Annotated in this window: 31 protein-coding genes; 8 read left to right on the forward strand and 23 right to left on the reverse strand. The window is 68.5% G+C overall.

The features are described from left to right. Positions 1 to 2: 2 nt before the first annotated feature. The 23 genes from HMPREF2757_RS05600 to HMPREF2757_RS05710 form a co-directional block, all read right to left on the reverse strand. Entirely contained in the window at positions 3 to 485 is a 483-nt protein-coding gene (locus tag HMPREF2757_RS05600) for a hypothetical protein (RefSeq protein WP_070574150.1), read from the reverse strand. Between the two features lie 104 nt (positions 486 to 589). Further along, complete coding sequence (locus tag HMPREF2757_RS05605; RefSeq protein WP_141750189.1) at positions 590 to 1,060, reverse strand: hypothetical protein; 471 nt, start codon at positions 1,058 to 1,060, stop codon at positions 590 to 592. 235 nt (positions 1,061 to 1,295) lie between these two features. Then, positions 1,296 to 2,288, reverse strand: a complete 993-nt coding sequence (locus tag HMPREF2757_RS05610) for a DNA-processing protein DprA (protein WP_070574154.1) — start codon at positions 2,286 to 2,288, stop codon at positions 1,296 to 1,298. A gap of 94 nt (positions 2,289 to 2,382) precedes the next feature. Further along, entirely contained in the window at positions 2,383 to 3,378 is a 996-nt protein-coding gene (locus HMPREF2757_RS05615; protein WP_070574156.1) for a DNA-processing protein DprA, read from the reverse strand. An 18-nt stretch (positions 3,379 to 3,396) separates the two neighbouring features. Beyond that, the gene (locus HMPREF2757_RS05620; protein WP_070574158.1) at positions 3,397 to 3,864 is read right to left on the reverse strand and encodes a hypothetical protein; all 468 of its coding nucleotides are present in this window, start codon (positions 3,862 to 3,864) and stop codon (positions 3,397 to 3,399) included. A gap of 46 nt (positions 3,865 to 3,910) precedes the next feature. Next, complete coding sequence (locus tag HMPREF2757_RS05625) at positions 3,911 to 5,392, reverse strand: ATP-binding protein (protein WP_070574160.1); 1,482 nt, start codon at positions 5,390 to 5,392, stop codon at positions 3,911 to 3,913. Then, positions 5,389 to 6,198: a hypothetical protein gene (locus HMPREF2757_RS05630; protein ID WP_070574162.1), complete on the reverse strand. Its 810-nt coding sequence runs from the start codon at positions 6,196 to 6,198 to the stop codon at positions 5,389 to 5,391. Before HMPREF2757_RS05630 ends, HMPREF2757_RS05625 begins: the two co-directional genes overlap by 4 nt. A gap of 172 nt (positions 6,199 to 6,370) precedes the next feature. Next, positions 6,371 to 7,219, reverse strand: coding sequence for a hypothetical protein (locus HMPREF2757_RS05635; RefSeq protein WP_070574164.1), 849 nt, complete (start codon positions 7,217 to 7,219; stop codon positions 6,371 to 6,373). 69 nt (positions 7,220 to 7,288) lie between these two features. Further along, a complete protein-coding gene (locus HMPREF2757_RS05640) occupies positions 7,289 to 8,752 on the reverse strand; it encodes an SCO6880 family protein (protein ID WP_070574166.1) in 1,464 nt (487 codons plus the stop codon). Positions 8,753 to 8,758: 6 nt separating this feature from the next. Continuing rightward, positions 8,759 to 10,198 carry a conjugal transfer protein TrbL gene (locus HMPREF2757_RS05645; protein ID WP_070574168.1) on the reverse strand — a complete coding sequence of 480 codons (1,440 nt, stop codon included), beginning with the start codon at positions 10,196 to 10,198 and terminating at the stop codon, positions 8,759 to 8,761. 36 nt (positions 10,199 to 10,234) lie between these two features. Continuing rightward, positions 10,235 to 10,555 carry a DUF6112 family protein gene (locus HMPREF2757_RS05650; RefSeq protein WP_176745895.1) on the reverse strand — a complete coding sequence of 107 codons (321 nt, stop codon included), beginning with the start codon at positions 10,553 to 10,555 and terminating at the stop codon, positions 10,235 to 10,237. Between the two features lie 468 nt (positions 10,556 to 11,023). Continuing rightward, positions 11,024 to 11,290: a DUF6112 family protein gene (locus HMPREF2757_RS05655; RefSeq protein ID WP_070574172.1), complete on the reverse strand. Its 267-nt coding sequence runs from the start codon at positions 11,288 to 11,290 to the stop codon at positions 11,024 to 11,026. A 155-nt stretch (positions 11,291 to 11,445) separates the two neighbouring features. Further along, positions 11,446 to 11,844, reverse strand: a complete 399-nt coding sequence (locus HMPREF2757_RS05660) for a hypothetical protein (protein ID WP_070574174.1) — start codon at positions 11,842 to 11,844, stop codon at positions 11,446 to 11,448. Beyond that, positions 11,811 to 12,101: a hypothetical protein gene (locus HMPREF2757_RS05665; RefSeq protein ID WP_070574176.1), complete on the reverse strand. Its 291-nt coding sequence runs from the start codon at positions 12,099 to 12,101 to the stop codon at positions 11,811 to 11,813. Before HMPREF2757_RS05665 ends, HMPREF2757_RS05660 begins: the two co-directional genes overlap by 34 nt. Positions 12,102 to 12,230: 129 nt before the next feature. Further along, positions 12,231 to 13,883 carry a M23 family metallopeptidase gene (locus HMPREF2757_RS05670; RefSeq protein ID WP_070574178.1) on the reverse strand — a complete coding sequence of 551 codons (1,653 nt, stop codon included), beginning with the start codon at positions 13,881 to 13,883 and terminating at the stop codon, positions 12,231 to 12,233. Between the two features lie 6 nt (positions 13,884 to 13,889). After that, positions 13,890 to 14,612 (reverse strand): hypothetical protein, encoded by a 723-nt coding sequence (locus HMPREF2757_RS05675; RefSeq protein ID WP_070574180.1) that lies wholly within the window; start codon positions 14,610 to 14,612, stop codon positions 13,890 to 13,892. Between the two features lie 32 nt (positions 14,613 to 14,644). After that, positions 14,645 to 15,652: a ParB N-terminal domain-containing protein gene (locus HMPREF2757_RS05680; protein WP_070574182.1), complete on the reverse strand. Its 1,008-nt coding sequence runs from the start codon at positions 15,650 to 15,652 to the stop codon at positions 14,645 to 14,647. Then, positions 15,649 to 16,524: a hypothetical protein gene (locus HMPREF2757_RS05685; RefSeq protein WP_070574426.1), complete on the reverse strand. Its 876-nt coding sequence runs from the start codon at positions 16,522 to 16,524 to the stop codon at positions 15,649 to 15,651. The genes HMPREF2757_RS05680 and HMPREF2757_RS05685 overlap by 4 nt, the downstream gene beginning before the upstream one ends. Positions 16,525 to 16,622: 98 nt before the next feature. Then, positions 16,623 to 17,027, reverse strand: a complete 405-nt coding sequence (locus tag HMPREF2757_RS05690; protein ID WP_070574184.1) for a hypothetical protein — start codon at positions 17,025 to 17,027, stop codon at positions 16,623 to 16,625. Then, positions 17,024 to 17,851: a DUF2637 domain-containing protein gene (locus HMPREF2757_RS05695; protein ID WP_083304126.1), complete on the reverse strand. Its 828-nt coding sequence runs from the start codon at positions 17,849 to 17,851 to the stop codon at positions 17,024 to 17,026. Before HMPREF2757_RS05695 ends, HMPREF2757_RS05690 begins: the two co-directional genes overlap by 4 nt. Continuing rightward, positions 17,851 to 18,780, reverse strand: a complete 930-nt coding sequence (locus HMPREF2757_RS05700; protein ID WP_083304127.1) for a bifunctional DNA primase/polymerase — start codon at positions 18,778 to 18,780, stop codon at positions 17,851 to 17,853. The genes HMPREF2757_RS05695 and HMPREF2757_RS05700 overlap by 1 nt, the downstream gene beginning before the upstream one ends. Positions 18,781 to 19,136: 356 nt before the next feature. Further along, positions 19,137 to 20,033 carry a helix-turn-helix transcriptional regulator gene (locus tag HMPREF2757_RS05705; RefSeq protein WP_176745896.1) on the reverse strand — a complete coding sequence of 299 codons (897 nt, stop codon included), beginning with the start codon at positions 20,031 to 20,033 and terminating at the stop codon, positions 19,137 to 19,139. A 19-nt stretch (positions 20,034 to 20,052) separates the two neighbouring features. Next, complete coding sequence (locus HMPREF2757_RS05710; protein ID WP_141750190.1) at positions 20,053 to 20,976, reverse strand: 4'-phosphopantetheinyl transferase family protein; 924 nt, start codon at positions 20,974 to 20,976, stop codon at positions 20,053 to 20,055. 176 nt (positions 20,977 to 21,152) lie between these two features. Between HMPREF2757_RS05710 and HMPREF2757_RS05715 the strand changes: the two genes are divergently transcribed. The 8 genes from HMPREF2757_RS05715 to HMPREF2757_RS05745 are packed head-to-tail and all read left to right on the forward strand — an operon-like array spanning position 21,153 to position 26,396. Next, positions 21,153 to 22,496 (forward strand): class I adenylate-forming enzyme family protein, encoded by a 1,344-nt coding sequence (locus HMPREF2757_RS05715; RefSeq protein ID WP_070574191.1) that lies wholly within the window; start codon positions 21,153 to 21,155, stop codon positions 22,494 to 22,496. Continuing rightward, on the forward strand, positions 22,493 to 23,239 hold the full coding sequence (locus HMPREF2757_RS05720) for an SDR family NAD(P)-dependent oxidoreductase (RefSeq protein WP_070574193.1): 747 nt from the start codon (positions 22,493 to 22,495) through the stop codon (positions 23,237 to 23,239). Before HMPREF2757_RS05715 ends, HMPREF2757_RS05720 begins: the two co-directional genes overlap by 4 nt. After that, the gene (locus tag HMPREF2757_RS05725; RefSeq protein ID WP_070574195.1) at positions 23,233 to 23,502 is read left to right on the forward strand and encodes an acyl carrier protein; all 270 of its coding nucleotides are present in this window, start codon (positions 23,233 to 23,235) and stop codon (positions 23,500 to 23,502) included. Before HMPREF2757_RS05720 ends, HMPREF2757_RS05725 begins: the two co-directional genes overlap by 7 nt. Then, entirely contained in the window at positions 23,492 to 23,776 is a 285-nt protein-coding gene (locus tag HMPREF2757_RS12105) for an AvrD family protein (RefSeq protein WP_256278274.1), read from the forward strand. The genes HMPREF2757_RS05725 and HMPREF2757_RS12105 overlap by 11 nt, the downstream gene beginning before the upstream one ends. Positions 23,777 to 23,792: 16 nt before the next feature. Then, entirely contained in the window at positions 23,793 to 24,527 is a 735-nt protein-coding gene (locus tag HMPREF2757_RS05730) for an AvrD family protein (RefSeq protein WP_256278279.1), read from the forward strand. Then, entirely contained in the window at positions 24,524 to 25,234 is a 711-nt protein-coding gene (locus tag HMPREF2757_RS05735) for an AAA family ATPase (RefSeq protein ID WP_083304128.1), read from the forward strand. Before HMPREF2757_RS05730 ends, HMPREF2757_RS05735 begins: the two co-directional genes overlap by 4 nt. A 5-nt stretch (positions 25,235 to 25,239) precedes the next feature. Next, positions 25,240 to 25,956, forward strand: coding sequence for a thioesterase II family protein (locus HMPREF2757_RS05740; RefSeq protein ID WP_070574196.1), 717 nt, complete (start codon positions 25,240 to 25,242; stop codon positions 25,954 to 25,956). Further along, on the forward strand, positions 25,953 to 26,396 hold the full coding sequence (locus HMPREF2757_RS05745; RefSeq protein WP_070574198.1) for an ester cyclase: 444 nt from the start codon (positions 25,953 to 25,955) through the stop codon (positions 26,394 to 26,396). The genes HMPREF2757_RS05740 and HMPREF2757_RS05745 overlap by 4 nt, the downstream gene beginning before the upstream one ends. Positions 26,397 to 26,446: the final 50 nt, after the last annotated feature.

Raw genomic sequence — 26,446 nt, forward strand, 5'->3', positions numbered from 1 at the left:
GGTCAGAGACCGCGCCCGGGCCGCGGCGGCTCGGGACCGGACCGGTCGAGCACGGCGAATGCCTCACGCAGCGCGTCCCGGCGGGCCATGGAGCGGGCCGTCTGTGCCCAGTTTCGGACCAGGCCCAGGAGTTCCTCGACGTTCTCGGGCTGGACCTCCCAGCTGGAATTCTCATGCCAGTAGGGCGAGCCGTCCTCGCGCGTGCTCAGCGTCTCCTCCCGCCAGAGCCACGAGGAGAGCACCGGTACCTGGCCCGGGACCCTGCTCGTGGTGAGTTCTTCGATGGCGAAGCGGCGGCCAGGGTCCGCGCTGCGGTAGAGCACATGGTGCCCACCGCTGACGAGACCGATGAACCCGCCGCCATACGGCTGCGGCTCCTCCCGCCGGTAGTCCACATACCGCCCGTACTGATCGGCGAGATCGGCCAGACCGAGACGTAGGCGCAGCCCGGGCTCGTCACCTGTTGCCGGGCTGCTCTCAGCCACGTCCTGCTCCCTCCCGTGAAAGTACGGCCGCGGGGCATGCGCCAGGTTCGTCCGTGGTCGTGGAGTGGCACGGCCGTTACTGGTCTGGCCCCTGGGGTGTGGTGTCAGAGGCTGCGGTCGGGCCCCCGCGGGATCGGGGCCGGACTGCGAGGGGCGAAGGCGGAGGCGGCGTCGTCACGGCGCGCGGCCGTGCGCGCCTGTTGCGCCCACTGCCCGGCACGGTCCAGCAGCTGCTCGAAGTCTTCGGAGGCGACCTCGCCGCTGTCGTGCTCGTGCCAGTACCCGCCTCCGTCAGGGTGCGTCCGCAGACTCTCATCGCGCCACGTCCACGAGGTCGGTATCTGCTCCTCCTCCGAGACCTCGTCGGCGTACTGCTCCTCGATCGCGAACCGACGCTCGGCGTCGTCGAGACGGGCGTCGTCGAGGCGATAGAACACGTAGTGCCCGCCGCCGAACGCGCTGGGATCGGAATCGGTGAGCTCCACGTACCGGCCGTAGTCCTGCGCAACCTGCTCCAAGCCATGCCACAGCCGCATCATGCGATCTTCGAACCCGCCGCGGGCATCCTCATCCATCGGTTCCACCTCCCCGGGCCCCGGACCGCCGTCGATGCGTTCTCCGGGGTCCCGCGCCCTGCCCGTCCATGTCGTCCTGTACTCGAGGTGCACGATCTGCCACCACGACCCCAGCGGGCCGATCGATCACGGGCAGGGCGTGAGGGCCTCGCTCGGTGCACACCGCGCAGCCGGTACAGCCTGCACCTCGGCGGCTCAATCGACCCCGGCGTGTTCCCTTGCGTGTGAACGGTGGTTACAGCGAGGGGGCGGCAGGCCCGTGCGCCTGTGGGCTGCGGTGCTGGGCATGGAACGGGTTCGGCGGGGCCGGTGGCGGGGGCGCGTCGAGGGCGTCGGCGATCTGCCGGGCATCGCTGGTGAGCATCGCCGTGCCTGCGGCGATGAGCTGATGGGGTCCGGCACTGGCCGCACTGGTGACCGGACCGGGCACCGCCCCGACGACCCGCCCCAGGGCGTGCGCGTGGCTGGCAGTGCCCAGGGCTCCGGAGCGAGGGCCCGATTCGACCAGCACTGTCGCCCCGGCCATGGCCGCCATCAAGCGCGACCGGGCCAGGAATCGGGTCCGGGTCGGTGTGGCCTGCGGGGGGAGCTCGGTCACGAGCAGGCCCCGGTCGCCGATCCGGTCCAACAGATCGGCGTGGGCGCGGGGATACGGCCGGTCCAACCCACCAGGAAGCACCGCGATGGTGTCACCGCCGTGGGCGAGAACCCCGCGGTGAGCGGCGCCCTCGATGCCGAAGGCCCCACCGCCGACGACGACCTTCCCCGCCGCGGCGAACTGGCCGGCGAAGTCGCTGGCGACGCGCTCCCCGTACGAGGTCGCCGCCCGGGTTCCGGTGACCGTGACGGTCTCCCGGGTGCGCGGGCCGAGCAGGGTCTCGTTGCCGAGGGTCCACAAGACGTAGGGGGCGCGATCGGTGAGATCGTTGACCCCGGCAGGCCAGTCCGGATCGGTCGGGATGAGCGTGCCGTAGCCGGCCTGGCGGGCATGATCGAGGGCTTCCAGCAGGCCGTCGCCCATGCGTCGGGCGTGCTGGTCGCGCCAGATCATCGCATCCGCGCGGCCCAGCAGCGGCACCGTGTCCTGGGACTCGAGCAGCCGCACCGTGCCCACGGCGCCGGCGAGTGCGAGCACCCGCCCGGTCACCGCATCGCCGGGCTCGGCGATCATCGACAACACCATGCGCGCTTCCCGCTCGTCCTGGAGTTCGTCGGCCAGTCCCGCCATGTCGATGTCCTTCCATGATCGTCGTCACCGGTCAGGTACGCCTGGACTCACCAGGTCCCGCTAGCCGTCACCGATGCACGGTGGACGGATCGGTTCACAGGCCCCATCCGTGGTGCGGTGGGCCGGCGCGCGGGGGCGTGGGTGGTTCCGGGCCTGGACGCTGCCGCGGTTGCGGTGCGGGATAGTGGATGCTGAGCACGTCGCTGGCGCCGAGCACGGCCTGCGCGGCCCCGTCGCGGATGAGTTCATTCGGAACTTCGCTGGCTGGGCTGGTCACCGGTCCTGGTATGGCCCCGACGGGTCGGCCCAGCTCCCGGGCGCGATCGACGACCGCGGCGGCGGCCGAGCGGTCGTCGGCTTCGACGAGCGTGACCGATCCCGACAGCGCGGCCTCGATCCTCAATCGGGCGAGGATGCGGTCCGCATCGTGCCCGCCCTCACCCGGCGGGCTCTCGCTGAGCAGCAGGCCCTGAGCGGCGATCTCGTCGAGGGTCTGGGCGTTGCTGTCCCCTCCGCGAACGTCGATGCCGCCGGGGATGACGGCGATGGTGCGGCCATCGTTGCGCAGCGCCGTCTCATGCACGGCGGCATCGATGCCGGACGCGCCCCCGGCGACGACGACACCCCAGTCATCGACGAGGTCGACAGCGAGCTCGCTGGCCATCTGCCGCCCGTAGGCGGTGGAGTTGTGGGTGCCGGTGATCGTGAAGGTCTGGGCGAACGACTGGAGCAGCTGGGTGTCGCCGGAGGCCCAGAGGATGTACGGGGCACGGTGACCTAAGTCGGCGAGTCCGGGCGGGTAGTGCTCGTCATCGGGGATGAGCGTGCGGAGGCCGGACTTGTCCGTGCGGTCGAGGGCCTGCTCGATCCTGTCGGCGTCGATCCGTGGGCGCTGCCGTGTCCGCCATAGGCCGGTCTCGACCCTGTCCAGTCCCGGGATCGGATCCTCGTCCTCGAGGAGCCGGAGGGTTTCGAGCGCGCCGACGGTGGTGAGCACGCGCCCGGTCAGCGGGTCGCCGGGGCCGGCGATGGCCGCGAGCGCGATGCGTGCCGAGCGTTCGTCGCCGGTCATCTGGGTCAGGGCCGCCATGAGGGTCTCCTTCGGTCCTCAGTCAGGTGCGCCCGCAGTGCCGTGAGCACGGTAGTGGTCGCGCAGCACTCGGATGTCCTCATCGGAGAAGACGAGGACCCCGGATCTGCGCGTGATCGCGGAGCATGGCATGACCGAGCCCCAACCTGGAGGGCTGGTGATGAAGACCCGGTGCGCTGTCCCGGTCTCACACGCCTCACAAGCCTCGCCGGAGTTCTGGGGGTGGCGGCGATGGAGCAGCCAGAGCGTACCGATCGCCAGGGGCGCGTTGAGCAGGCCCGGTGCGCCCGGCCACACCGCGTCGGCGAGGACACCGTAGACGGCCCACACGGTGGCGTTGGCGAGCACGCACACCTGGCCGAGGCTGCTGATCCCGGCCAGCCTCTCCGCTCGGTGCCGGTTCACCCAGGTGTGCCGGGCCTGCGGAAGGAAGAGCACGAACGAGAGCACACTCCCGCATGCGCCTACAATCGTGGTGAGTTCCATCAGAGTGCCGCCTCCCTCCGTGCGGATATGGATTCCAGGCCGCGGCCTAGCGGGAATCAGTCATGCGGCTTGTCGTGTCGAAGAGCTCGTATTCGGCTGGGTGGAGTTGATGTTGCGCGACGAAAGCCCTGTCCTTGATCTTCCACAGCCCCTGACCCGTGGTCAGCTGCGGCAGGAGCTGGCGTTCCGTGCGGGTCAGGCCCAGGGTCTCCGCGGTGATGCCGAGCTGGTCGCTTTCCTGTCGATAGATGATCCGTGTTTCGGCATTGGCGAGCAGAGAATTCGCCAGAGACCGCATCGCGCTACCGGAGTCGCCGACGTTCTCCAAGTCGCTGAGCTTGTGGAAGACGAGCATGTTGGCGATCCCGTAATGTCGGGCAAGCCTCCATTGGGAATCCATTCTTTTCAGCAATGACGGGTACTGCATGAGCCGCCAGGCCTCGTCGTAGACCACCCACCGCTGCCCGCCAGCGGGGTCGAGCAGCGCGGCTTCCATCCACGCCGAGGAACACGTCATCAGCACCGAGATCAATGTCGCGTTCTCGGTCACCCGCGACAGATCGAGCGAGAGCATCGGCAAGGTGGGATCGAAGCGGACCGTCGAGGGGCCGTCGAACAATCCACTCAGATCCCCGGCGACCAGCCGGCGCAGCGCATGCCCGACCAGACGCCCGTCTTCCTTCAGCCGCCCATCGGGGTCCTCGGTGGGGTCGAGGATGTGATCGACGATCATCGGCAGAATCGGGACGCTGTTCTCACGCACCGTCGCAGTCAGGGCCTGATCGATCGCGGTGTGCTCCAGGGGCGTGAGCCCGCGGGCGAGGACGGTCTCGGCGAGCGCGCCGATGAGGTCCCGGCGTCGTGCGGCGACCGTGGTCGCCCACTCGGCATCGCTCATGTCCCTGGGGCGGTAGCCCTCGTCGAGAGGGTTGAGCCGGGCCGAGGCCCCGTGACCGAGGGCGATCGCCTTCCCGCCGACCGCCTCGGCGACTTTCGTATGCTCCCCTTTCGGGTCCCCGGGTACGTAGACGCGGCGCCCGAACGGCAACGACCGGGTATACAAGCTCTTGGCGAGGGAGGACTTGCCGGAGCCGACGATGCCGGCCAACACGATGTTTGGCGCGGTGATGACGCCGCGTGCGTAGAGGACCCAGGGGTCGTAGACGAAGCTCGCGCCCGAGTACAAGTCCTGGCCGATGAAGATCCCGTTGCTGCCCAACCCGCCTTCGGCCAAGAAGACGTACGCGTTCGACAGGGTCGCGCTGGTGTCCTGGTGCCGCGGCAAATGTAGCCGCGCCGGGGTGCGCAGCTGTGCGGGGCCGGGTTCCCCGGCGGCGGGCAGGTAGCGGGTGGCGCGGCGTTCAGCGCGTTCGGCCTCGGCGCGGGCCTTCGCCTCAGCGATCTCGGCCCGGCGTCGTTCGGTCCGGATCCGTGCGGCGGCCTGGCGGCGCTGCTTGCGCAGGCGCCTGCGCTCGGCCGCCGGTGCGACCAGGACCGCGGTGTGGAGCTTCTCGTCTCGCTCGGTCACCGTCCCAGCCCCCGCTCCTGCGCGACCGCGGCCACCCCGGGATGCCCGAACCAGGACGCATCCGGAAGCTGCCGTCCTCCGGTCTGGCTGCCGGTCGCGGTGCCTGCCGGGTCAGGACCGCCGATACCGTCGAGGCCGGTTGCACCGGGGTCGCTGGGGTTGGCGTGGTCGAGTGGGAGGGTCTGGCGGCGGTAGAGCGCGATCTGGGGCGGGGTGGAGCCGTACCTCAGCAGGTAGGTGTCGGCGTCGACCCGGTGGTCCATCGAGCCCGCGGGCGGTTCGTCGTAGACGTACCCGTTCTCCAGTGCCTCGGTGGTCGTGGCCTCGCCGCGGTCCCACGTCGTGAGGTGGTCGAGGCCGGCGGAGACGCCGTCTCGGTCGATGCGGTCGAGGGCGGCCTGGGCCTGCGCGCCCTCGAGGCGCACGACGGAGATCCACCGCTGCTGCGTATCGGTTCCCGGGGCATGCCAGGCGATGCGACCGGCTGCTGCCATGGCGGTGTCGAGGTGGTTCTCGGTCAGGTCGGCCAGCGCGCTGGCCTCGCGCAGCCAGGCGGACGCGACGCGCGCGTTGAGCACACCGGCGTCGTGACTGCCGGCATCGTCGTGCGCGCGGGCGCGGTGCGTGAGGTGGGCGTCGGCGAGCTGGTCGAGGACCTGCCGCAGCGACCGGACGCCGCTGAGCAGATCCCCGAGCACGCCGTAGAGGTCCTGGGGGTGGTCGAACGCGCGGCTGGCATGCGCGAGCCCCCGCAGTGCCTGCGAGGCTTCGCCGGCGTCCGCGACGGGGTCGTAGAAGGTGGGCATGACGGTTCCTCCCGGTTCATGGCGATGGGATGTCGGTCAGGTGCCCGCCCCCTCCCCACCAGCCCGGCCCGGTGAGCGCAGGCAGTCCAGAGGTGTGGCCAGAGAGCGCGGGGGCGCCGGGCCCCCGCGGGTGCCTGTCTCCGGCTGGCTCGTTTTCCTGGGTGAGCGCCGGTCACAGGCCCGGTCCGGGGGCGCGTCTGCCGGTGGTGCTGCCCGGGTGCTCGAACCACGACGCGTCGGCGCGTCCTCTCGATGCCGCGGGGTCGTGGTGGCGCACCGGGACGGGACTGGGCGTGGTGGGGTGCAGCGCCGGTGGCAGGGGCGGGGCGAGGGTGGGTCCCTGGCCCGGTTCGTCCCAGTGCGAGAGGCCCGCCCAGCGGCCTTCCGGGTTGATGCTCAGCTGGTAGGCCCCGACCTGGAACACCCGCTCACGGCCCGGTGGCGGTTCGTCGTAGGCGTAGCCGCGCTCGAGCTCGCGCATGATGGCGGGGTCTCCGTGGTCGGCCTGGGCGAGGTAGGCGACAGCGGCCTCGGCGCCGTGCTCGTCCAGCAGGCGCATCGTCCTCGCAGCGGTCGTGCCTTCCTGCAGGGTCACCGTCCGCCAGACCCCGCGCTCGGACAGGCCTCTGTACGCCTGGGAGGGGGCGATCTCCTCGACCACCGGAGCAGTCGGAGCGGGAGCGGGTGTCCAGTCGATGGTGTCTGTCCGGTCCACGGCCTCCCGCAGCAGCTCCTCGACCCCGCCAAGCCGCTGGGCCGCTTCCCGCAGGACGGTGTAGGCGTCCGCGGCGGTGGCACGGCCGGTGGCCAGGTCACCACTGAGGCTGATCGCCCGGCCCTGGTGGTGCGGGTGGGCGTCGGCGAGCTGGGCCAGTGTCGTCTGCAGTGCCCGCGTTCCGCCGCGGAGGTCGTCGATGACGGCAGAGAGCTGGTCGGGATCTTCGACGTGGCGTGTGGCGTCGGCGAGGAGCCGCAGCGCGGCATGGGCGGACTCGGCATGCTCGGCGGGGTTCGTGGACATGATCGCTCCCTCTTCCGTGATCGGCCGTGCCCATCAGGTGCACGCGTCCCCTGGCCGGTCCCAGCGGGGTCAGACTCTCCGGCACAGGGGTAGCGCGGCGGCGGTGAACGCTTGCGCTTGCTGGCCGACGAGGCGGCGGGTCTCGCAGGAGGACTGGACGGCGGCCTGCTCGATCGCGGCGATCGCGGCATCGAGCTCGGCGACGGTGGGCGCGGACACCGAGATCAGGCCCGTGTAGCGCAGGACGCCGTGGCCGGCGGTCAGATCGGCTTCCTGCTGGAGCACGTCCTGATACTCGGCGCGCTGGCCGGCGTCCTCGATCTGCCCGATCCGGGCCCGCTGAGCGGCATCGGAGACGTACTCCGTCTTCTTCTTCCGGATGTCGCGGGCGGCCTGGTCGGTGCGCATCGGCGTGCAGATCAGCGACATCGACCGCTGCACGCCGGTGGAGAGCAGCACCGGGGACAGGAACGTCGGATACACCAGCGAGCGCGGCCACTCACTGATCCACAGCACCGCGTGGTAGGCCGAATCCGTGCGCAGGTGCGTCCACGTCTCGGCGACCGCGACCGGGCCCGCTGTGGCCAGCTGTTGCCCGATCTCCCCGTGACGTTCCAGCGTGGTCGCGACCGAGGGGTCGTAGGCCGAGCGCAGGATCACCGCGACCTCGCCGGAGGTCAGCCACGCCGAGGGCTTGAGCTCGGCCGAGCGCAGGGCCGCGACCAGCGTCGTCATCTCCTGGCGCAGCACCTGGGCTGCCCCGCGCATGCCGCCGCCGGCGGTGCGGATCTGCCGGGCCGCTGATTTCATGTCGAGGCTGAGGCTGATCGTGGAGGCGTGGCGTTCCCCGGCCGGGCCGGCGCGCTCGATGAGCTCGGCGTAGGTCGTCGCCGCCCATGACCCGTCACCGCTGCCGTGGGCGGCCCACCATTCGGCCAGGCCGCTGCCGGAGTCCGGCAGGGTCCGCTCCAGCACTTGCAGTGTCGCGACTCGTCCGGACCGGCACACGGTGGCCAGCACGCGCCCCCAGGCGTCGACCCGGCGTCCCTGTTCGGCCGGGTCGAGCAGGATGAATGCCGGATGCGTGACGCTGCACAGCACCGTGAGTGTGGCCTGGGCGGGGTCGTGGATCATGCACGCCCCGGTCTCGGGATCGCTGTACTCGCGCAGGCGCCCCATGTCGCCGGGCAGGGCCAGCGTCCCGGCCGGCCGCGGGGTGACGATGCGGCGCCGGTAGAGCAGCTGCCCGCCCGTGGTCCGCCACAGCCACCAGAACGCGATCGGCAGCCACTCGACGATCGGCCGCCCGCCGAGGGGAATCCAGGTCACGGCAGCGGCCAGCACCCAGATCGGTGCCGAGACCAGCACCCGGATCCCACCCCCGGCATAGAACGCGGTCACCAGGCTGGCCGCGCCGATGCCCAGGGCGATCAGCTGCGACACCGACAGGCCCAGTAGGACTCCACGCCGGGTCAGCCGGGAGAACTTCACCGGCTCCAGCTCGGTCGAGGTCTTCTCGTTCGTTGCAGACACCTGTCCTCACTCCTTCCCGGGCTTCGGTGGCGTGCTGGGGTTCTCCGGCGTTGAGCGCGGCTGCGGCGGTGAGGGCTGCGGCGGAGGCGTCGACGTCGGCTGGTCCGGACCGGACGAAGGACCCGTGCCCGAACCCGTGCCGGGGCCGGGGTTCGGGGGCGTCGGCGGTGGCGGGGATGAGGAGGCTGGCTGATCGGCGGAGTCGGCGGCCGTCTCGGCCTGATCGGCGATGGCCTTGCCCGTCTGCGGGCCGGCTTCCGCGGTCTTCTTCACGGCCTCGGCACCGAGGACGACGGCTGCGGCCGGACCGGCAGCGGCAGCCCCGCCACCCGCGCCCGCACCACCCGCACCGGCGCCAGCACCTTCCGCACCGCCTGCACCGGCGCCGGTGCTTCCCGAGGAGGCCGGGGGCGGGGTGGGCTTCGAGCCGGAGGTCTTGCCGCCCTCGCTGCTGCCGCCGGGCGAGTCGGACTTCTTGTCGTCGAGGACCTGCTTCGGCTCGTTGCCCTGCGACTTGCCCGGCATCGGCACCGGCCGGTTCAAGGCCTGCTTGGCGTCCTGCTCGGAGCCGGCCATCGTGTAGAAGTCGGAGCCGATGAAGGACAGGAATCGATAGCAGATGTAGGGGGCAAAGCCCGCCAGCGCCATGAGCACGATTCCGGCCAGCGGGTCGCTGATCGAGGAGATGTCCCCGTCGATCGGTGCCGAGACCTGGGTGACGGCGACCAGCAGGATCACGACGAGGACCAACTTCGAGCAGATCAGCGCGATGACGAACATCGCCCACTTGCCGATCCACCCGCGCGCGTGGTCCCAGCTCGCCCCCGAGAACGCCAGCGGTGCCAGGGCGATCGCGACCAGCAGCAAGGCTTTCCTGACCAGGAGGGAGAGCCAGACGATCGCGGCGGCGGCGATCGCCATCGCCCCCAGGAAGATCCCCAGGATCGCGGCCACGCCCGGCGCGGTGAGATTGAGCGCGGTCAGGCCCGCGACGAGCACGGCGATCTTGTCGCCCATCGACTCGGTCGTCTCGCCGGCGGCTTGGATGATCCCGACGCAGAGCTGATCGACGATCTCGAGCGCGAGACCGGTCAAACTGATGACGACGAACGACCCGATCACCGATTTCACGAGGCCGAGCGCGGCCCTGCTCAACGCTGCCGGTTCCCGCCGAATCAGTCCTTGGATGAGCTGGAGGCAGAAGAAGACCAGCATGAGCATCACGCCGATGCCGAAGAGCAGGTTGTAGACCGACACGTACTCCGGACTGGAGACATCGACCAGCGTCGTGGTGTCGAAGACGGTCCACACGGCCTCGAACATCCAGCCAGCCGTTTCACCCAGTGCCGAGGCCAGCCAGTCGAATGGCGCGGTGATCAACGAGGCCGCGGCTTCGCCGGCGGAATCGCACACATTCGAGATGACGGGAATATCGCACACACCCATCAGGAACCTCCCAAGCGGAAATGGAGATGGGTGGAATCAGACGCTCTGGCCGACATCCCAGAAGAACTGGATCAGAGTCACCGAGGCGCCACAGATCACCGCGGCACCGCAGGAGATGAGAACGCCGAGCTTCGCCCTCCCCGCGAGATGCGGGTTCGAGGAATTGGAGCCGAAGCCCCAGACGATGGCCGAGATGATCAGCGCCAGAACGCTGAGGATGAGACCGATGGTCATCACGGCACCGACGATGGTGCGCAGCTGGGCGATACCCGGAAGGCCGTCGTCATTCGGGGCGATATCGATATTCGCCGCGAGCAGTTCCGGGGCCGCGAGAGCGAAGGTCAGGAAGTCGAGCACGAGAGCACTCCTCACACAGAGTTCCCGCATCGAGGCGGGGTTGATGAGCGGAAACGGGGTCGCTCATCAGGTGCCCGCCACCACCCCTGCGAAGCGAGCGCCCCACCGCGCCGTTGCAGAGGTCCCCGCGCACCGGGTCCAGGGCAAAAGCGAGCGAGAGGGTTGCGACCTCCGCGCACGGCGTGACCGATGACCGCGGAGAACGGCTGGTCACTCAGGTCCGCGGTGACAGTCCAGCTGGAGTGAGGCGGCGCCCACGACGCAGGCGTGGACGGCGCCCGCGCCCTCAGCGAGAAACGGTTCCGTCCGACGCGATCACTCATCGATGAGTGAGTGCGTGACCGGCTACCCCGGTGGTCAGCCGACGATCAGGCACGTGGGCGCAGGGGCGGTCCGGGAGCAAGGAGCAGCAGGGAGGGCGAGCCGGTGGGCAGCGATTACGGGTGCAGTTCCGGGTGGTGGTGTGGGTCAGAGTTGCTCGCCGATGGCGATCAGCCAGTTCATCCACGCGATTCCGCACCCACCCAGTGCCGCGGCGCCGAGGGCGACCAGCACTCCGGTCTTGGCCTTGGATGCGGCCGCGGCGTGGCCGGTGGCCGCGGCGATGGCCCAGACGACGGCCGAGACGATCAGCATCAGCACCGCGGTGACCAGGATGAACATCAGCAGCGCGCCGATCACGGTCTCGAGGTCGGTGAGGCCGTCGAGCCCACCGAAGTCCGGGGTCACGTTCATCGCCGCACCACCGATGCCAGCGAAGAGTCACGATGCTCCATATCCATATCCGGCAGGTACACCGCCACCACCGACCACGATCCTGCCCAGAGGCGAACAGCCCGACCACCGGTTCGCCTGCGGCGGGCGCGGTCCCGGCGCGACCCGGGATCTGGCTACATGCCCAGTGGCGGTGGGCCCATGCGGCGCTGGCCTGCGGGAGGAAGCGCCCAAGGCACGTCGGTGGTCACCGTGCGGGGCCGAGCGACGTCGAGGTGGGTGCGCCACCGGGTGAGGAGGTCGCGGTCGTCGGCCCAGGCGTCGCCGAGGGTGTCGGCGAAGTCGCGACGCTGGGCCCACTGCCGGTGTTCCTCGGGATCCCGGGCACGCAGCCAGGACCGTGCTTCCTCGAGCCGGTCCAGACGGACTCGCAGCAGCCCGGTGACGGCATGGCCCATGTGCTCCGGGGCCGTGCCCGTATCGCGGTGCAGGCGCCAGGCACCGAACAACCACGCCCGGTCGCGGTTGCGTTCGGTATCGGTCAGCGCGAGGGCGTGCGCGTGCCGCCAATCCACCTCGCGGCCGGAGCCCAGCCAGGCCAGGCCAGGCTCTGCGCCAGCTTCGCCGCCTGCCGCAGGTGGTCAGGAAGCGGGTCGTCACGGTGGATGCGCCACTGGCGGACCAGGTCGTGTTGGAGCCGCGTATAGGTCTCCTCGTCCTCGCTGAGGTCGGCGCCCAGCAGGGCGCGGTCCCGTCTCGCGTACTCGCCAGGGTCGATCGTCTCCAGCCAGGCGTGGGCCTGCAGCACATCGGATAGACGTGCCTCTTCCATGCCTCCGGGTTCCTCGCGTGCCATACCGACCAGGTGCACGAACCAGACACATCGCCACCGAAAAAGAAACTGCTAGAATCTATTCAGTGCACCGATGAATGTCGCCGACGCTAACCCGACGAATACTAGTTATTCGCTGACGGTAATATGCAGGTGATCGTAATGTCCGCCGGTGATATCCGAGGGGTCGTGCATTCCGCCCCCATTGTATTCCCGCCAGCCCTCGTCATCGCGCTTGAGCGACCAGATCTTCCCATCCCAGATCAGGTATTCGACGCCAAGGGTTTCGGCATTATCCTTGACCCAGTTCGTGACATCCCACCCCAGTTCACGCTGTTCGGGAGTGGGGCGTTGCCCAATGGGATTGCCGAAAGTGATGTCACAGGCCCTCCCCAGTGGATGCTCGGATTTCGTGCCCGGGCGGGGTGAATAACACGCCCAGCTCGTGTCGGGGAAAGCGTCGAGGGTCTGCTGATAGACATGCAGCATCCGGGCGGTGATCTGCCCGTCGGTGGTGGGATCGTCGACGAGCCGGTTGGGATCGCCGTCACCGATCGGATCCGGCTCGCCGCCGGGGCCGCTGCCTCCCTCCTCGCAGCTCTCGTCATCGGGGCCACCGGGAGGGCCGCCCTCGGCCTCGGGCAGGTCGGCCGCGTCATGCTGGTTCAGCCAGGCGGCGGGATCGGTGTACTCGCCATCGGTGCCGCCCTCGCGGACTTCGAAGTGCAGGTGCGGGCCGGTGCTGTAGCCGGAGGAGCCGACGTCACCGATGTGCTGGCCAGCGCTGACCCGGTCACCGGTCTCCACGTGGATGCCGTGCTCCCACATGTGCGCGTACGCGGTCGCCACCTGCTGCCCGTCGACGTGGTGCTCGATGACGATGAGCCCGCCGTAGCCGCCAGAGAACGAGGCGACCGTGACGGTGCCGTCGGCGGTGGCGAGGATCGGCGTGCCATCGGGAGCGGAGAAGTCCGTGCCCGTGTGCAGCTTGTATTCCCCGGTGATGGGGTGCTGGCGCATCCCGAACGGGCTGGTCATCACCCAGGTGTCCGCGGGCAGGGGGAACACGACCCGTGAGGTCTCCCCACCGGTCGCCGGTGCTGCTACGGCGGCGGCCTCGCCGGCGCCCGTGGTCGAGCCGGTGAGCGTGTCGAGGATCGTCTCGGCGGCGGGTTCGTAGTTCTGGTAGCGGTCGGGGTAGGCGCTGACCTCGACGGCTTGGGCGGCCTCGCCCTTGTCCATGTCTTCCCAGCCGGGGATGTCGAGCAGCCCACGCGGGGAGCCGCCGTTGGGTCCGTCTGGGCCGCCGAAGAACGCCTGCGACTGGTACTGGGCATCCATCAGCTCGGCGACCGTGCCCCATCCGCTGCCAGGCCGCATCTGGAACAGGCCCAGCGAGTCGTGATCCGATCCGGTGCCGTCGTGGGGGCGGTCCTCGGAGCCGGGGACCGTGGAGTTGGCGAGCATGCGCAGGCTCGACTCGGTCAGGGCGGCCATGAGCGCGATCTGGATCCCGTCGCGGCCGACCCCGTCGATCCCGGAGCCGGTCTCGATGATCGTCGCGGCATGGGTCAGCTGGTCCCGGTTGAGTGCGATCTGCTGGCCGTCGGCGGTGGTGACGGTGAGCTCGTCGGGAACGTCCCCGATGGTGACGCTGCCGTCCGGGTTGACGGTGCAGGTGGTGCCCGCGGCGGGGTTCATCAGCACCGCGACCCCGACCAGGCCCAGCATCGGGGCCAGCAGCACGAGCGCGAGGGCGATGATGAGCAGCTTCTTGACCATGCCGGCTCACCGCAGGGGGTTGTCCAGCTCGGACAGCCGCGCCACGTAACAGCTCGCCTGCCCCGTGTCGTCGGTCTGTGCTCTGGGTGTGGGGGTGCCTGGGGGTGGGCAGACCAGGAAGATCGTGAAGCTCACGGAGTGCTCGCTGGTGACGTCCTCGCCGTTCCAGACGCCGGTGCGGTGGCGGGTGCCCTCGATGGTGATCGCCGTCGCCCCGTCCGGGAGCTGGCCGGGTGGGGCCTGGGCGAGCGCGTCGTCCCAGGCGTCGGGCACATAGGCGGAGGAGATGCTCAGGTGCTGGCGGGTGGCGTACTGGCGCAGGTCCGTCCAGGCGTCGCGGCTGGGCAGGTAGGCGGCGACATCGGAGGCGAGTCCGGCCTGCTCGGTGCCGCTCGGGTCGCCGACGTCGAGGATGACCGCCGAGTAGTCCAAGGGCATGAGCCCGGAGGCGGTGTCCCAGGCGAAGAGGGTCTCGGCGACGGTGCGCGCGAACTCCTCCGGGTCCGCGCTCGGCGGGATCGTCGCCAGCCGTCCGGGTGTCGCCGAGGGGTCCGCCGGTGAGCTCGCCGTCGGGCGCGGTGCCGGGGTGGGGTCATCAGGGGGTTCGGGTCCGAGGATCAGCCCGTAGAGGCCGGTGGCGACCAGGAGCAGTGCGGCGAGGCCGCCGGCGATGAGGGCGATCCTTCGCGCCCGGGTGCGCGGGTCAACAGGTGCGTCGGGGGTCTTCATACCGGCCAGGTGCACCCCACCCGCCCGGGGGTTCAGATGGCGCGCAGGTGCTCCCGCCCGGTCCCGGCGGCCTCGCTGGGCTGTGTGCGAGCGGCGCGCAGCTCCTCGGCGAAGCGGGCGGTGGCCTCGGCGGCGGCGAAGAACTTCTCGAGCTGCTCGTCGGTGAGCCTGGCGGCCAGTTCGGTGGCGTCGTAGTGGTCCCACCAGGTGGCCAGCTGCTCGGTGTTCATCACGAACGAGCGCATCGACCAGCGCGCAGCCGGCTCCTCGCCGCCCCCGTCAGCAACGTCGAGGTCGTCGTTGTCGGTGGTGGTGTGGCGGACCCGAGCCAGGGCGGCCTGGGCGAGCCGGTCCACCTCCTCACTGTCCCCGGTCTCGGGTGGGGGCGTTGTGGCGGCGCGGATGCGGGTGTAGGCGGGGTGGACGGGCCCTCCGGCCTCGATCTGTGTCAGCGCGGCGGCCGCGTCCTGGCGTACCTGCTCTGGCTGGTCGGGGTCGGCGGCGACGGTCTCGAGGTAGCCGATCTTCTCCAGCGTCATGAACGAGGCGCCGCCGGGAATCATCGCGGCGGCCTGCTCCCGCGCCTTGCCCGCCGGTCCTGACGGTGGTGAAAATTTTTCACCACCGTCGTGTCCACCCTCAGCGGTGGCGGAGAAGCGCGTCTGAGCCTGTCGTTTCGCGGCGTTCTCGGACATGAGCGCCTTGATCTCCCGGTACAGGGCCGCGGCCTCGCGCGGGTCGAGGTCCTTGTGGAGTTCGTTGTCGTCCTGTTCGGCCAACAGGTGCTCCAGGCGGGTCGAGACGTTCGAGCGCACCCACACGCCCACCGTCCGCCATCCCAGCTGCTTGATCGCCGCGAGCCTGCGCGCCCCGCACACGAGCACCCCGTCCGGGGTGATCGTCGGCGGCTGCAGCAGACCCTTGCGGGCGATCGAGTCCGCGAGCGCGTCGAGGTCGCCGAGATCCTGGCGGTGCCGGTGACCGACGATGATCGACTCGACCGCCCGGTCGAGCACGATTTCCCCCGAGTGCGTGCTCACGCCGGTGCTCCTCCCGGCGCCGACAGCGCGATCGTGAGCACGAGGTCGTCATCGCGCAGCAGCACCGGCACGGTCTCGCCGATGAGCAGGCGCAGCAAGATGCCCTTGCCCAGCCCGGTCGCGGCGTAGGCCGGGTTCGGGTTGCCGAGCAGGACCTTCAGCAGGGCCGACCACGACTTCTTCGGCAGGTCAAGCAGAGCGCGGGCATGCCGGTCCCGGCGTAGCGCCTCGTAGGCGGTCTGCCTGCTCCCGGCCCGGGCCAGGGCCTGGCACACGTGCTCGATACCGGCCCGGGCTGCCGGTTCGGGCCATTCCAGGCGGATGAACAAGCGGATCGCCTCGTCCATGGCCGCGCTCGCGCTCATCGCCGTGTCCGCAAGCGCCGTGGCCGGTTCCTCGGCCTCGTCGCCGAGGTGGTGGTCGGTGACCTGGAAGGCGGGGTGGAAGTCGATGAGCGGGTTGTCCTCGTCGCGGTCGGCGAAGCGTTCGGCGTCATGGAAGACGGAGAACTCGGGGCGGCGGGCCTGGTGGGTGGAGCAGAGCATGCCCTGCCCGCGCTCTTCGGCGACGCAGGTGATGCGCACGGCGTGCGTGACCACCGCCCACGGGTCGCCGGCCTCCCGGGTGGCGCGTTTGCGCATCACCTCGAACGCCGCGGTCACGGCCTCCCAGGGGTCGAGGTGATGCTTCTGGGCCAGGGCCCGGTACTTCTCCGCGGTGAACTGCATCAGCTCCGCGGCGACCGGGTCGTGAATCCATGCCCCCGGCCCGGCCTGGTGGAGCCGGTGCAAGAGCTTCCGCAGTCCCTCGCTGCTCGTGAAGTCTTCGCCCCTGGGCCTGTCCTGTTTCGACTGGGTTGTGTGCGTTGTCATGGTCGGCACCTCCTGCAGGACAGGTGCACGCGTGAGCCCACCGCGGGCGATGCCGCTGTCGAGGAAGACCCTGGTGTCCATGACCGTGCTCTCTTGCCTCAGCTCATCCCGACCCCGGAGCGGGTAGCACCACGGTCGACGCCACCACGCCGGCCGAACGCAGCCACCGGCGACAGCTTGCGCGCGGCGGCTTTCGTCCGCTCGAGCAGCGGGTCGCGGATGCGGTGGGTCAGCTCGGTGTGCAGATCGATCCCACGCCCGGCGACACGGGAGGTCTGCCGCGACATCAGGTCCGACATGCGCACCCACTCCACGCCCCGGGCCCGGTGCTTCTGGGCCTTCTCCACCTCGTCGGTCTTCTCGGTGACGCTGGCTTCTTCCACCGCGTCCGGCGTTCCAGCCGGCTCCAGCCCCGACTCCGGTCCCGTCTTCGTCTCGTGCGGTTCCCGGGCGCGTTCCTGCTCGTAAGGATCGGGGCGCTCGAGGTCGTCCTGACTGCTCATCGCGGATCTCCTTCCGTCTCTGGCGAGGAGCCGGTCTCTTCCTGCTCCCCGGTGGTATCGGAGAGGTACTCGCGGCCAAGCCAGCGCCCCACCGTGCTCGGATGCACCTCGAGCTCGGCGGCGATACGCCGGTTCGACCACCCCTCAGCACGCAACACGGCCGCCCGCTCACGCCGATCCGACCCGCCCGGCACCTCGCTGCTCGCCGTGCTCTTCGGATCGGCATCTGTTCTCGATGCATCGCCCGCCGCGCCGCTGTCGGTTTCTCTCGTGTGCGCGTTGTCGGTGGCCGAGGACGGCTCCGGAGGTGCGGTTTGGAGCGGCGCAGGCAAGGCGGGGCCTACCGGAGTGCTGATGCCTTGTGGGCCCGGGTCAGGAACGGTCGTCTGCGGCGCCGGGGTGGGTGGGCTGCCGGGCTGGGTCGAGCGGATGAGCACGGTCGTCAGGTGGGTGCTCGCCAACAGCGTGATCGGCGGCACCGCGGCGACCACGGCGGCCAGGGCCGCGGGCACGTTCGAGGCTCCGGCGACGACCGCGTGCAGCGCGTTCGCCGTCACCGACACCACCGCGCCGGCGACCAGGAGCGACCACGGGTACCACGCCGTGCGGTGCCCGTCCAAGGCGACCGCCGCGACCGTGGAGACCACGATCAGCCCATCGACCAGCAGCGGCCACGTCCATGCCTGCTCTGCCGCGATCCCGGAGCGGTGAGCGAGATCCGCCAGCGCCGTGAACGACAGCCAGAACGCCCCGGCCGCGATCATGATCGTGCCGCCAGCTGCGATCACTACCGGCCATCGACGATCCCCTGACAGCATGGCCATCACAGCCCCCGACCTACCGCTGTTGCGGGCTGAACGGTTCGCCGCACCGACTGCTCCGGCGGACCATCGGCAGAGGCGTGCCCGTGTGCCGGGCCGGAGACCGTGCGGTAGGCCGATCGCACCGTCCGGGTGACCTCCCGGTCACCGAGCCCAGCGTGTCCCGCGGCGTCGGCGAGGACGTCGAGGGCATCCGAGGGGGCGACCCCGTTCTCGGCCAGGCGGCAGGCCGCCCAGAACAGGCCCGCGTTGCGTTCGCCCTCCTGCCGGTTCGCCACCCAAGCGGCCAGGCGTTCGGCATCGGCCTCGCGCCGGAGTCCTGGATTCGCCACCGGCCGGGGTGCGGGCCGGGGGTCGAGGAAGTTCCGCAGCGCCTCGGAGTCGATCGTCGACGACGGGCCGGGATTGACCGACTCGACCCGGTAGGAGACCGTCGACCCGGAGACGGACCGCAGGGAGGGCGGGACGATGACGTACCCGCCGTCACCCCGGAAGTCCACGCCCGCCCGCCCGGCCTGCCACGAGCGCTGCTCGACACCCGGCGCCGCAGGATAGTAGGCGTGCATACCACCTGTGGGGGTGCGCACCAGCATCTCCCACCCGGACACGAGCCCGGCCTGCTGCGCCCGGCGCATCGCCTGATACCCATCGACCCGCCCGTGTCGGTCGACGTCGACAGCGACTATGCCCGATGCCTGACCGGTGGGGATGCCGATCGATGCCAGCGGCGCATGCCGCCACCACGTCTCGACCTGGTCGAGGTTCGTGCTTGCGTCGTGAAACCCGCGCGGTGTGAGAGGTCGCTTCTCGTACGGTACGCAGGGGAAGACTGGCATCCCCGACCGAGCGAGCTCCCGGGCCGTTGTCGACAGCGACCAAGACTCATTCAGGTGCACCAGGACTGCGGAGACCGCATCGTGCTCAGCCACCACGGCCTCCGCTCATTGGCCGCGGAAACGGTGCAGGAGACACGCCAGGCCAAGATGCGACTGCGGCAAGCGACCGTCGATATCGTGGTGCGAGGTCGATGCTCGCGCGGGATCTGCGACCGTGGTGTTCTGTCCTCGTTGGCATTCGTCCGGCCTCCTCTCCGAGGGGCCGGCGAGGTGTGCGGCCCCTTACCTTCAAGGTGCGTCGGGCCGGTCGGACAGTGCAGGAAGTTGTTCCTCGTGCTGGTCGATCGCGACTGCCAGGCCAGACCTGACGACGGGGACAGTCCGGTATAGACCATCGAATCGGTCGTCACGAGGTGCCTGTGGGAAGGGGGCTTATATCACCCTCAGAGACGCTATGATCGGCCTCGCGGTCGAATGTCGTCGAGGAACTTCCGGTACCGGGTCGGATTGACGCCGATCAAGCGGTGGAACACGCGAGCAGCGTGACTTCGATCGTTCCACCCGACTCTCCCGGCGATCTCCTGAACCGGCAAGTTGGTCCTACGGAGGAGTCGTGCCATCTCGCGCGCCCTGACCATCGATTGATATCCCAGGGGTGTTTGACCATAGGCCTGGACGAAGATGCGATGGGCCTGCGAAGGCGATAGATGCACCTCCGCTGCCAACTGCGTTATTGTCCACCGGCGGGTCATGTCAGTTTCAAGAACACGTCGCATATGCACCGCTTCGATTCGCACTGGTCGGAAGTATCGTGAAGACGGACTCAAGTTCGGCGAGTAGCAGGGTCGAGTTCCTTGTGCATCGAAGAATGGAGCAAGTGCATCGAGGATGGATGCGAAGCACGCCTGCACACGGAAGAAGTGTTCGGGTGTGGCGCCGTCAAGGCTTAACTCCACAAGTTGGTCGAGCCACGGGAGCATGAGGTCCAGTCGCGACGAACCGATGTGCACGATGTGCGCGGAGTCAGGGAAACGGCAGGAAATGAACTCCCAAGCGTGATGCCGGTCCACAAGAGCGTCAGCATGCTGCCAGAACGTCTGATCGACCAGATAGTCTAGCTCGGCATAGATGGTCGTCGTAGTGAGCGAACCTTCAGGATGGCTCCCGCACAGCGTGTTTGGCGCCAGAACGACGACATCCCCGGCCCGAACCGGACGCTCGCCAACATCGCCGAAGAGGACGGCGGTGCCGGCGCGAATGAAGATGAATCGCACGTAGTCAAAGGCGCGCGCCTCCGTCGGACGCAGGGTCGTCTCCGTCCGGGCCACGACCGCAGAGAATCGACCCACTCGCCACCTCCTGCCGCGCTTACCAGCAGTCATTCCGTGATGGGCGGGAGCGAACGAATCCGACCGAGGGACTTGGCATCCGTGAGAAATCAGAGCCCCCGCAGTACCACGGCGATAAGGCAGCCCGTGAACGTATACCTTCCACTTCGTCGTTGGTATCGGTCTGTTGCCACACGGCGGTTATCACATGCGTACCGGCCACGGTCCACAGACCCTCCGTCCCAGAAGTAAGCCCATCTCTCGACGCAGACCTCGCGCCTGCCGGCCAGGCGTGCAGCGAACCGTCCGCGTTGACCCGTATCGAGATGTCACGGAACGAAATACGGTGCCCGGTAGTCTGATAGCAGCACTTGTAGACGCTCTCCTTGGCGCTGAACAGGAGCAGACCCCAGGGGATCGACGACTCGTCTCGATCCAGCTGTGTGAGCATGATGCGCTCGTCAGCGGTCGCGATGCGTTCGACCAGAGTCTCAGGCACAGCAGAGATGGTCTCGATGTCGATTCCCGCCCCCGCAAAACGTGCAGCCTCGGCCACGAGAGCCACCGCCACATCGGCGCAGTGAGAGAGACTGCCGACATAGTCCTGCGGCCACTCGGGCGCACGATGTCGACCTACGGGCAACGACACCTGCGGGCCGCCGAGCCTTGCCAGGGCCCTCCTTGCACACGCACGCGCGGTCGAGAACTCCGCTTGCCGTGACCGGGGCGAGTGACGGACTTCAGCCGCTTCGTCGGGGAACAGACCCGCCCCCTGATCTGCGATGTTCGCCCCCTCGGCCACCAGGCCCACCGGGCACTGTCGATCGATCTGCTGGCCGATCGCCGCGCCAGAGAACGGCATCGCCTGGTTCGCTGACAAACCCGTAACCGCAGCGGAACTTGCCGGAACCTCGAGCTCGGAGGTCCGATGCGACCTGTTGGTGCTGGTGAGGCGCTCGTCCATCACTTCCACTCCATCCTCGGGCCCCGCCGTGGCACCCGGGCCCGCAAGTAACGATTACGTAACACAGCGACATCTAAGTTGACAGCTCCAATCTACAACGAGACCGTTGGAACCAACGTAACCGTTGGACATGCGCCGAAGTCCTTGCGGGACTCGGCAGGAAGGGAGGACGAAGAATGAGCTCGAAGTTGCAGACAGCACTTGCGACCCTCGGCGAGGAGCCGGCGATCGTCAGTGGTGCGCGGGTGACGACCTACGGGAGCCTGAATCGTGAGCGCCGGATCTGGACCGAGCGCCTGTCGGAGGCGGGCGTGCGGTCCGGCGACGTAGTGGCCCTGGAGGCTGACTACAGCGTTGCCAGCGTGGCAGCGCTCATCGCCTTGCTCGAGATCAAGGCGATCACGGTGCCGATCAGCTCTCTGCCGGAGGAGAAGCGAGAGGAGATCCTCGCGGTCAGTGCAGCACGGTTCCTCATCACGCTCACGAACTCCCGTCCCGTGGTCAGTCCACTCGAGGTTGCCGACGGGCAACCGTCCGATCTGTACCGCACCCTCCGTGATCGCGGTGCCGCCGGACTCGTCCTGTTCAGCTCGGGCACGACGGGTAACAGCAAGGGTTCCGTTCTCGACTTCGACAAGCTCGTCAGTGCGTACGAACACTCGAACAGCAAGCCTCACCGCACGATCACCTTCCTGGGCTTCGACCACATCGGCGGCGTCAACACGCTGTTCCACGCGTTGGCCCACGGCAGCACCATCGTTACGGTGCGCGACCGGACCCCGGACGAGGTGCTCAGCGTCGTGCAGGACGCGCGTGTCGAGGTCCTGCCGACGACGCCGACGTTCCTCACGATGTGCCTCATCGGACGCAAGCTCGGGCAGTACGACCTGTCGAGCCTCAAGGTGATCACCTATGGCACCGAGCCGATGCCGGAACACACGCTGCGCAAGCTCCACGAGGCGCTCCCAGGAGTGCGCCTCAAGCAGACATACGGTCTCTCGGAACTCGGCATCATGTCGACCAAGTCGAAGTCGAACGACTCGCTGTGGGTCAAGCTCGGCGGCGCCGGCTTCGAGCACAAGATCGTTGACGGCACGCTGTGGGTCAAGTCCGACCGGGCGATGCTGGGCTACCTCAACGCTCCGTACTTCTTTGACGAGGACGGCTTCTTCAACACGCAGGACCAGGTTGAGGTCGACGGCGACTACGTGAAGATCCTCGGCCGGAAGTCCGAGATCATCAACGTCGGAGGACTCAAGGTCTACCCGAGCGAGGTCGAGTCCGCACTACTGGAAGTCGAGGGAGTCGCGGACGTGCTCGTGTCCGGACACCCCAACGCCGTGACCGGTGAGATCGTTCGCGCCCGCATCAAGCCAGCCCCGGGCACTGACTCCCGGCGGCTCAAGCACGATGTCCGACGACACTGCGCTGCAAAGCTCGAGGACTACAAGGTGCCGGCCATCGTCGACTTCTCCACCGACGATCTGCACTCCAAGCGATTCAAGAAGGCACGCGCATGAGCGCGACCTCAGCGGCCCAGATCCACCGCCACGCCGTCGTCACCGGTGCCTCCGGCATGCTCGGAGCTGCCTTGGCGCAGCGGCTGCTCGACAGCGACTGGCACGTCGACCTCTGGAGCCGGAACATGTCAGAGCGCACCGACCAGCTCCTCGCCGAGTACCCCGAGCGGGCGCGTTGGCATGCGGTAGACCTCACCGACCCAGGCACGATCAAGCAGGCGCTGCGAGCACGCCCGCCGGGTACCCGCCTCGAGCTTCTCGTGAACAACGCCGGACTGCTCCATCAGAACCTGTTCGTCACCGAGCCCGACGAGATCACGGCCACGACAGTGGACGTCAATCTCCTCGGTCTGCTGCATGCAACCAAGGCGTGCGCACGTCTCATGCTCGGCAATGGCGGAGGCAACATCATCAACATCTCCTCGATCAACGCGATCCGCGGCAACCGCGGGGTCGCGACCTACTCAGCCGCGAAGGCGGGCATCGAGGGACTGACCGCGAGCCTCGCACGCGAACTCGGGCCGGAGCAGATCCGCGTGAATACCCTCATGCCGGGCTACTTCGCCAGTGATCTCTCGGCGAATGTCACCGACCGCAACCTCGACCGCATCACGCGACGCACGCCCTTGGGACGTCTCGGAACCGTCGACGACGTCCTGCCCGCCTTCGACTTCCTCACCAACCCATCGACCACGTTCGTAACCGCACAAACCATCGTTATCGACGGAGGACTGACATGCTGACCGTTTCCCGCGTCACCACCGACATCATGACCACCATCACCGACATCCTCGGCGACGGGCTCGACGACGACATCGAGATCACCGAGGACTCAGCACTGACTGATATCGGCCTGAACTCGCTCATGCTCGCTCGCCTCATCGTGAACCTCGAGCAGGATTTCGGGCGCGATCCGTTCTCCGATGGCTCCCACGCCATCGTCGACATCCACACGGTCGGCGATCTGATCGCCGCCTACGCGGAGGTGAAGCCCCATGACGCCTGAGCTCCGAGCAGCAACCTCAACCCACCCCGGAGATGTCATCGAACTCGCCTCGATCGACGACTACCTCGGACCCGCCCGACAGCGGTTCTTCGGCAGCGGATACCGCCGATCAACCTACCGGATCCACCCCCTGGGCACCGACACCGATGCCGATCTCGCCGCAGCCGTCGACGTCGCTTACCCGACGGACTGGTCCCGCAAGAAGGCCGACTCCGATCTGCGCCCTCACCTGTCGACCGTGGACGTGATGATCCTGGGGGGTCCGCAGCGCTGAGGCTCTGCTGACCGATCTGGTCGGCCTCACTCCCGACGAGGTCCAAACGGCCATGATCCGGAAGCTGACCGTGCGGGCAGGCACTCGCCCCGAAGAATCTCTCAACGGGCTGCCACTGCGCGCGACCCTGAAGAAGACCACGCCGGCGCTCGACGGCGAAGACGGTGAGGTCGATTCCACGATCATCGTGCAGGTGGGTGTCATGCAAACCCGAGTCGTCCTCCGACATCCTGCGCCTTCTGCGCCTGCCGCCGGCGTCATCGACTATGCGCTCCTCGATGAGGATCCGACTCGGCACTGGGGATCCGGCTACCGGGAAGACGAGCAGAGTATCCGCACCGTAACTGCCGACACAGAGTCGCTCGTCGCTCACGCGAGCATCGGACTCCATCACAGCGGCGCCTGTGGCACCCGAGCTTCCCATGCACCGGGACCAGCGACCTTCATCGACGCATTCGTGTCCTTGCTGCAGCTCGGGCAGGTGCTGATGTACGAACTCGACCAGATCGACCGCGCCCACTCCGACACGCTCTGGATGCAACAGCTCATCCTTCGCCCGAGCACCGCCTCCACGAGCCGCGAGACGACTGCGGCAGAGACTGGCGCGGAGCTGCGCATCGCCGACCATCAACTCCTCGATCTGCCAACGGGAACGTGGCGCAACCTCGACTTCCGCGGCGAGTCCGGCGGAATCACAATGTCTGCCACCTTCGCCCACCGCATCCGACACCTGGAAGGAAACACGCGATGAGGATTTCTATCTCCGGCACGTACTCGACCGGAAAAACCTCCACAACCATGTGCCTGTCCCACTACACCGGCATTCCCCGGACACTGGCAAAGGCCATCCGCGAGATCATGCCCGACGCCGTACCCGGCAAACGGCTGTCCGAGGTCACCCCCGCCGAGTTCCTACAGCTCATGATGCGCCGTCACTGCGGCCGCGCAGTGGCCGAGGCAACCCTCGGCGACCCCTACCTCTCCGACGGCTCCTCGCTCCAGGAATGGGCCTATGGACTCGCACGCACGCGGTTCGGAATGAACCCCACCGACCCCGACCGCCCCAACCAGGTCGACTGGCCCGACATGGGCTTCTTCCATGAAGTCGTCGACCAGTACGAGCACGCCTTCAAGCAGCATGTCAAGGCCAGCTACGACGTCATGATCCACCTCGAGAACGAGCGCCCGATTTCCGATGACGGCCACCGACCGATGAATGAGGATTTCCGCAGCTACTGCGACGAGATCCTCTGGGATGCCGCCTCCGATCTCGACATCCCGCTCCACCGCGTCAGCGGTACCCTCGAATCGCGCGTGCAGACGATCGTGTCCCTGCTCGACCTGCCGACGGTCATCGACCTCGACGAAGCGATCGCGCGGATGCAGCAGGAATATGCCGCGATCGACCAGCGTCTCGAGACCGAGCGGCAACAGGCCGCCCAGCGCGTGGCCGGGTGAGCTGCATGCAACTATTCGCCCTGGCCTATGCAGGAGGCACCGCATCCACTGCCTACGCCAAGCTCCAGGTCGATCTACCACCGTTGGCCGAGGTCGTGCCCCTCGACCTGCCCGGCAGGGGACGCAACACCGCACGCCGACCTGGCTCGGTCGATGACCTCATCGACCATCTCTGGGAGATGATCGCTGATCGTGCCCAGCCGGACTGGGGACTCCTGGGGCATAGCTACGGGGCTGGCCTCGCCTTCGCACTCGCCAAGCGGGCGGAGGAGAAGGGGCAGCCGCCCCAGGTGTGCTTCCTCTCCGGCCGCCGTGCCCCGTCCGGTCGCGCTCACCCGTCGCGACGGAGCATGACCGACGAGGAACTTCTGAAGCAGGTCGCTGAATGGGGAGCTCTTCCGCGGGAGTTCCAGACGCATCCAGCCCTGCGGGAGATGGCCGTTGCCCGATTGCGCGAAGACGTCGCATTCAGCGACGAACTCCACGCAAGGAATCCCGAGCCACTCGACCAGACCGTGCTCCACACGCTCGCCGGCAACGACGATCCTGTAGCTCCACCCAAGGCCGTCCACTCCTGGAAGCGCCTCACCCATGCGGGCTCAACGGCGCAGACCTTCGACGGCGAGCACTTCTTCCTCTTCACCAACCCCGATGTTCAAATCGCGATCGGCGACCGTCTTCGCCGTCTCGCTTCCACCCTCACCCAGAAAGGAACACCATGACCGACATCGATCTGCTCACGCGTCGCAAGGAACGCGCTGCCATCCTCTTCGAGGAGATCATCACCAACAACCGACTCGAACTCGCCGACGAGGTCTTCGCCCCCGACTTCTACTGGCCCCAATTCGATCTCCGCGGACCCGATGGCGTCCGCGAATGGGTCCGTGCCTTCCGGACCGCCTTCCCGGACATGGACGACCGCGTCCAAGAGCAGACCGCGGAAGGTGACGTGGTGGTCACCCGCGTGAGATGCATCGGCACCCAGACCGGCCCCTTCCGCGGCCTGCCGCCCAGCGGCAACCGGGCCGACTTCACCGCGATCGGTATCGACCGGTTCGAGGGCGACCACATCGTCGAGCGCGCCGCCTACTTCGACCTTGCCGACCTCATGCGCCAGCTCGGCCACACAGATCTGCATGTTCCCGAGGTCGACCGCCCGTAGCACGACGGGCACCAGCGACAGTGGAGGGCACCAGCCTGTACAGGCTGGTG

Origin of the sequence: Brevibacterium sp. HMSC063G07 (assembly GCF_001810665.1) — a bacterium.
Lineage (GTDB): Bacteria > Actinomycetota > Actinomycetes > Actinomycetales > Brevibacteriaceae > Brevibacterium.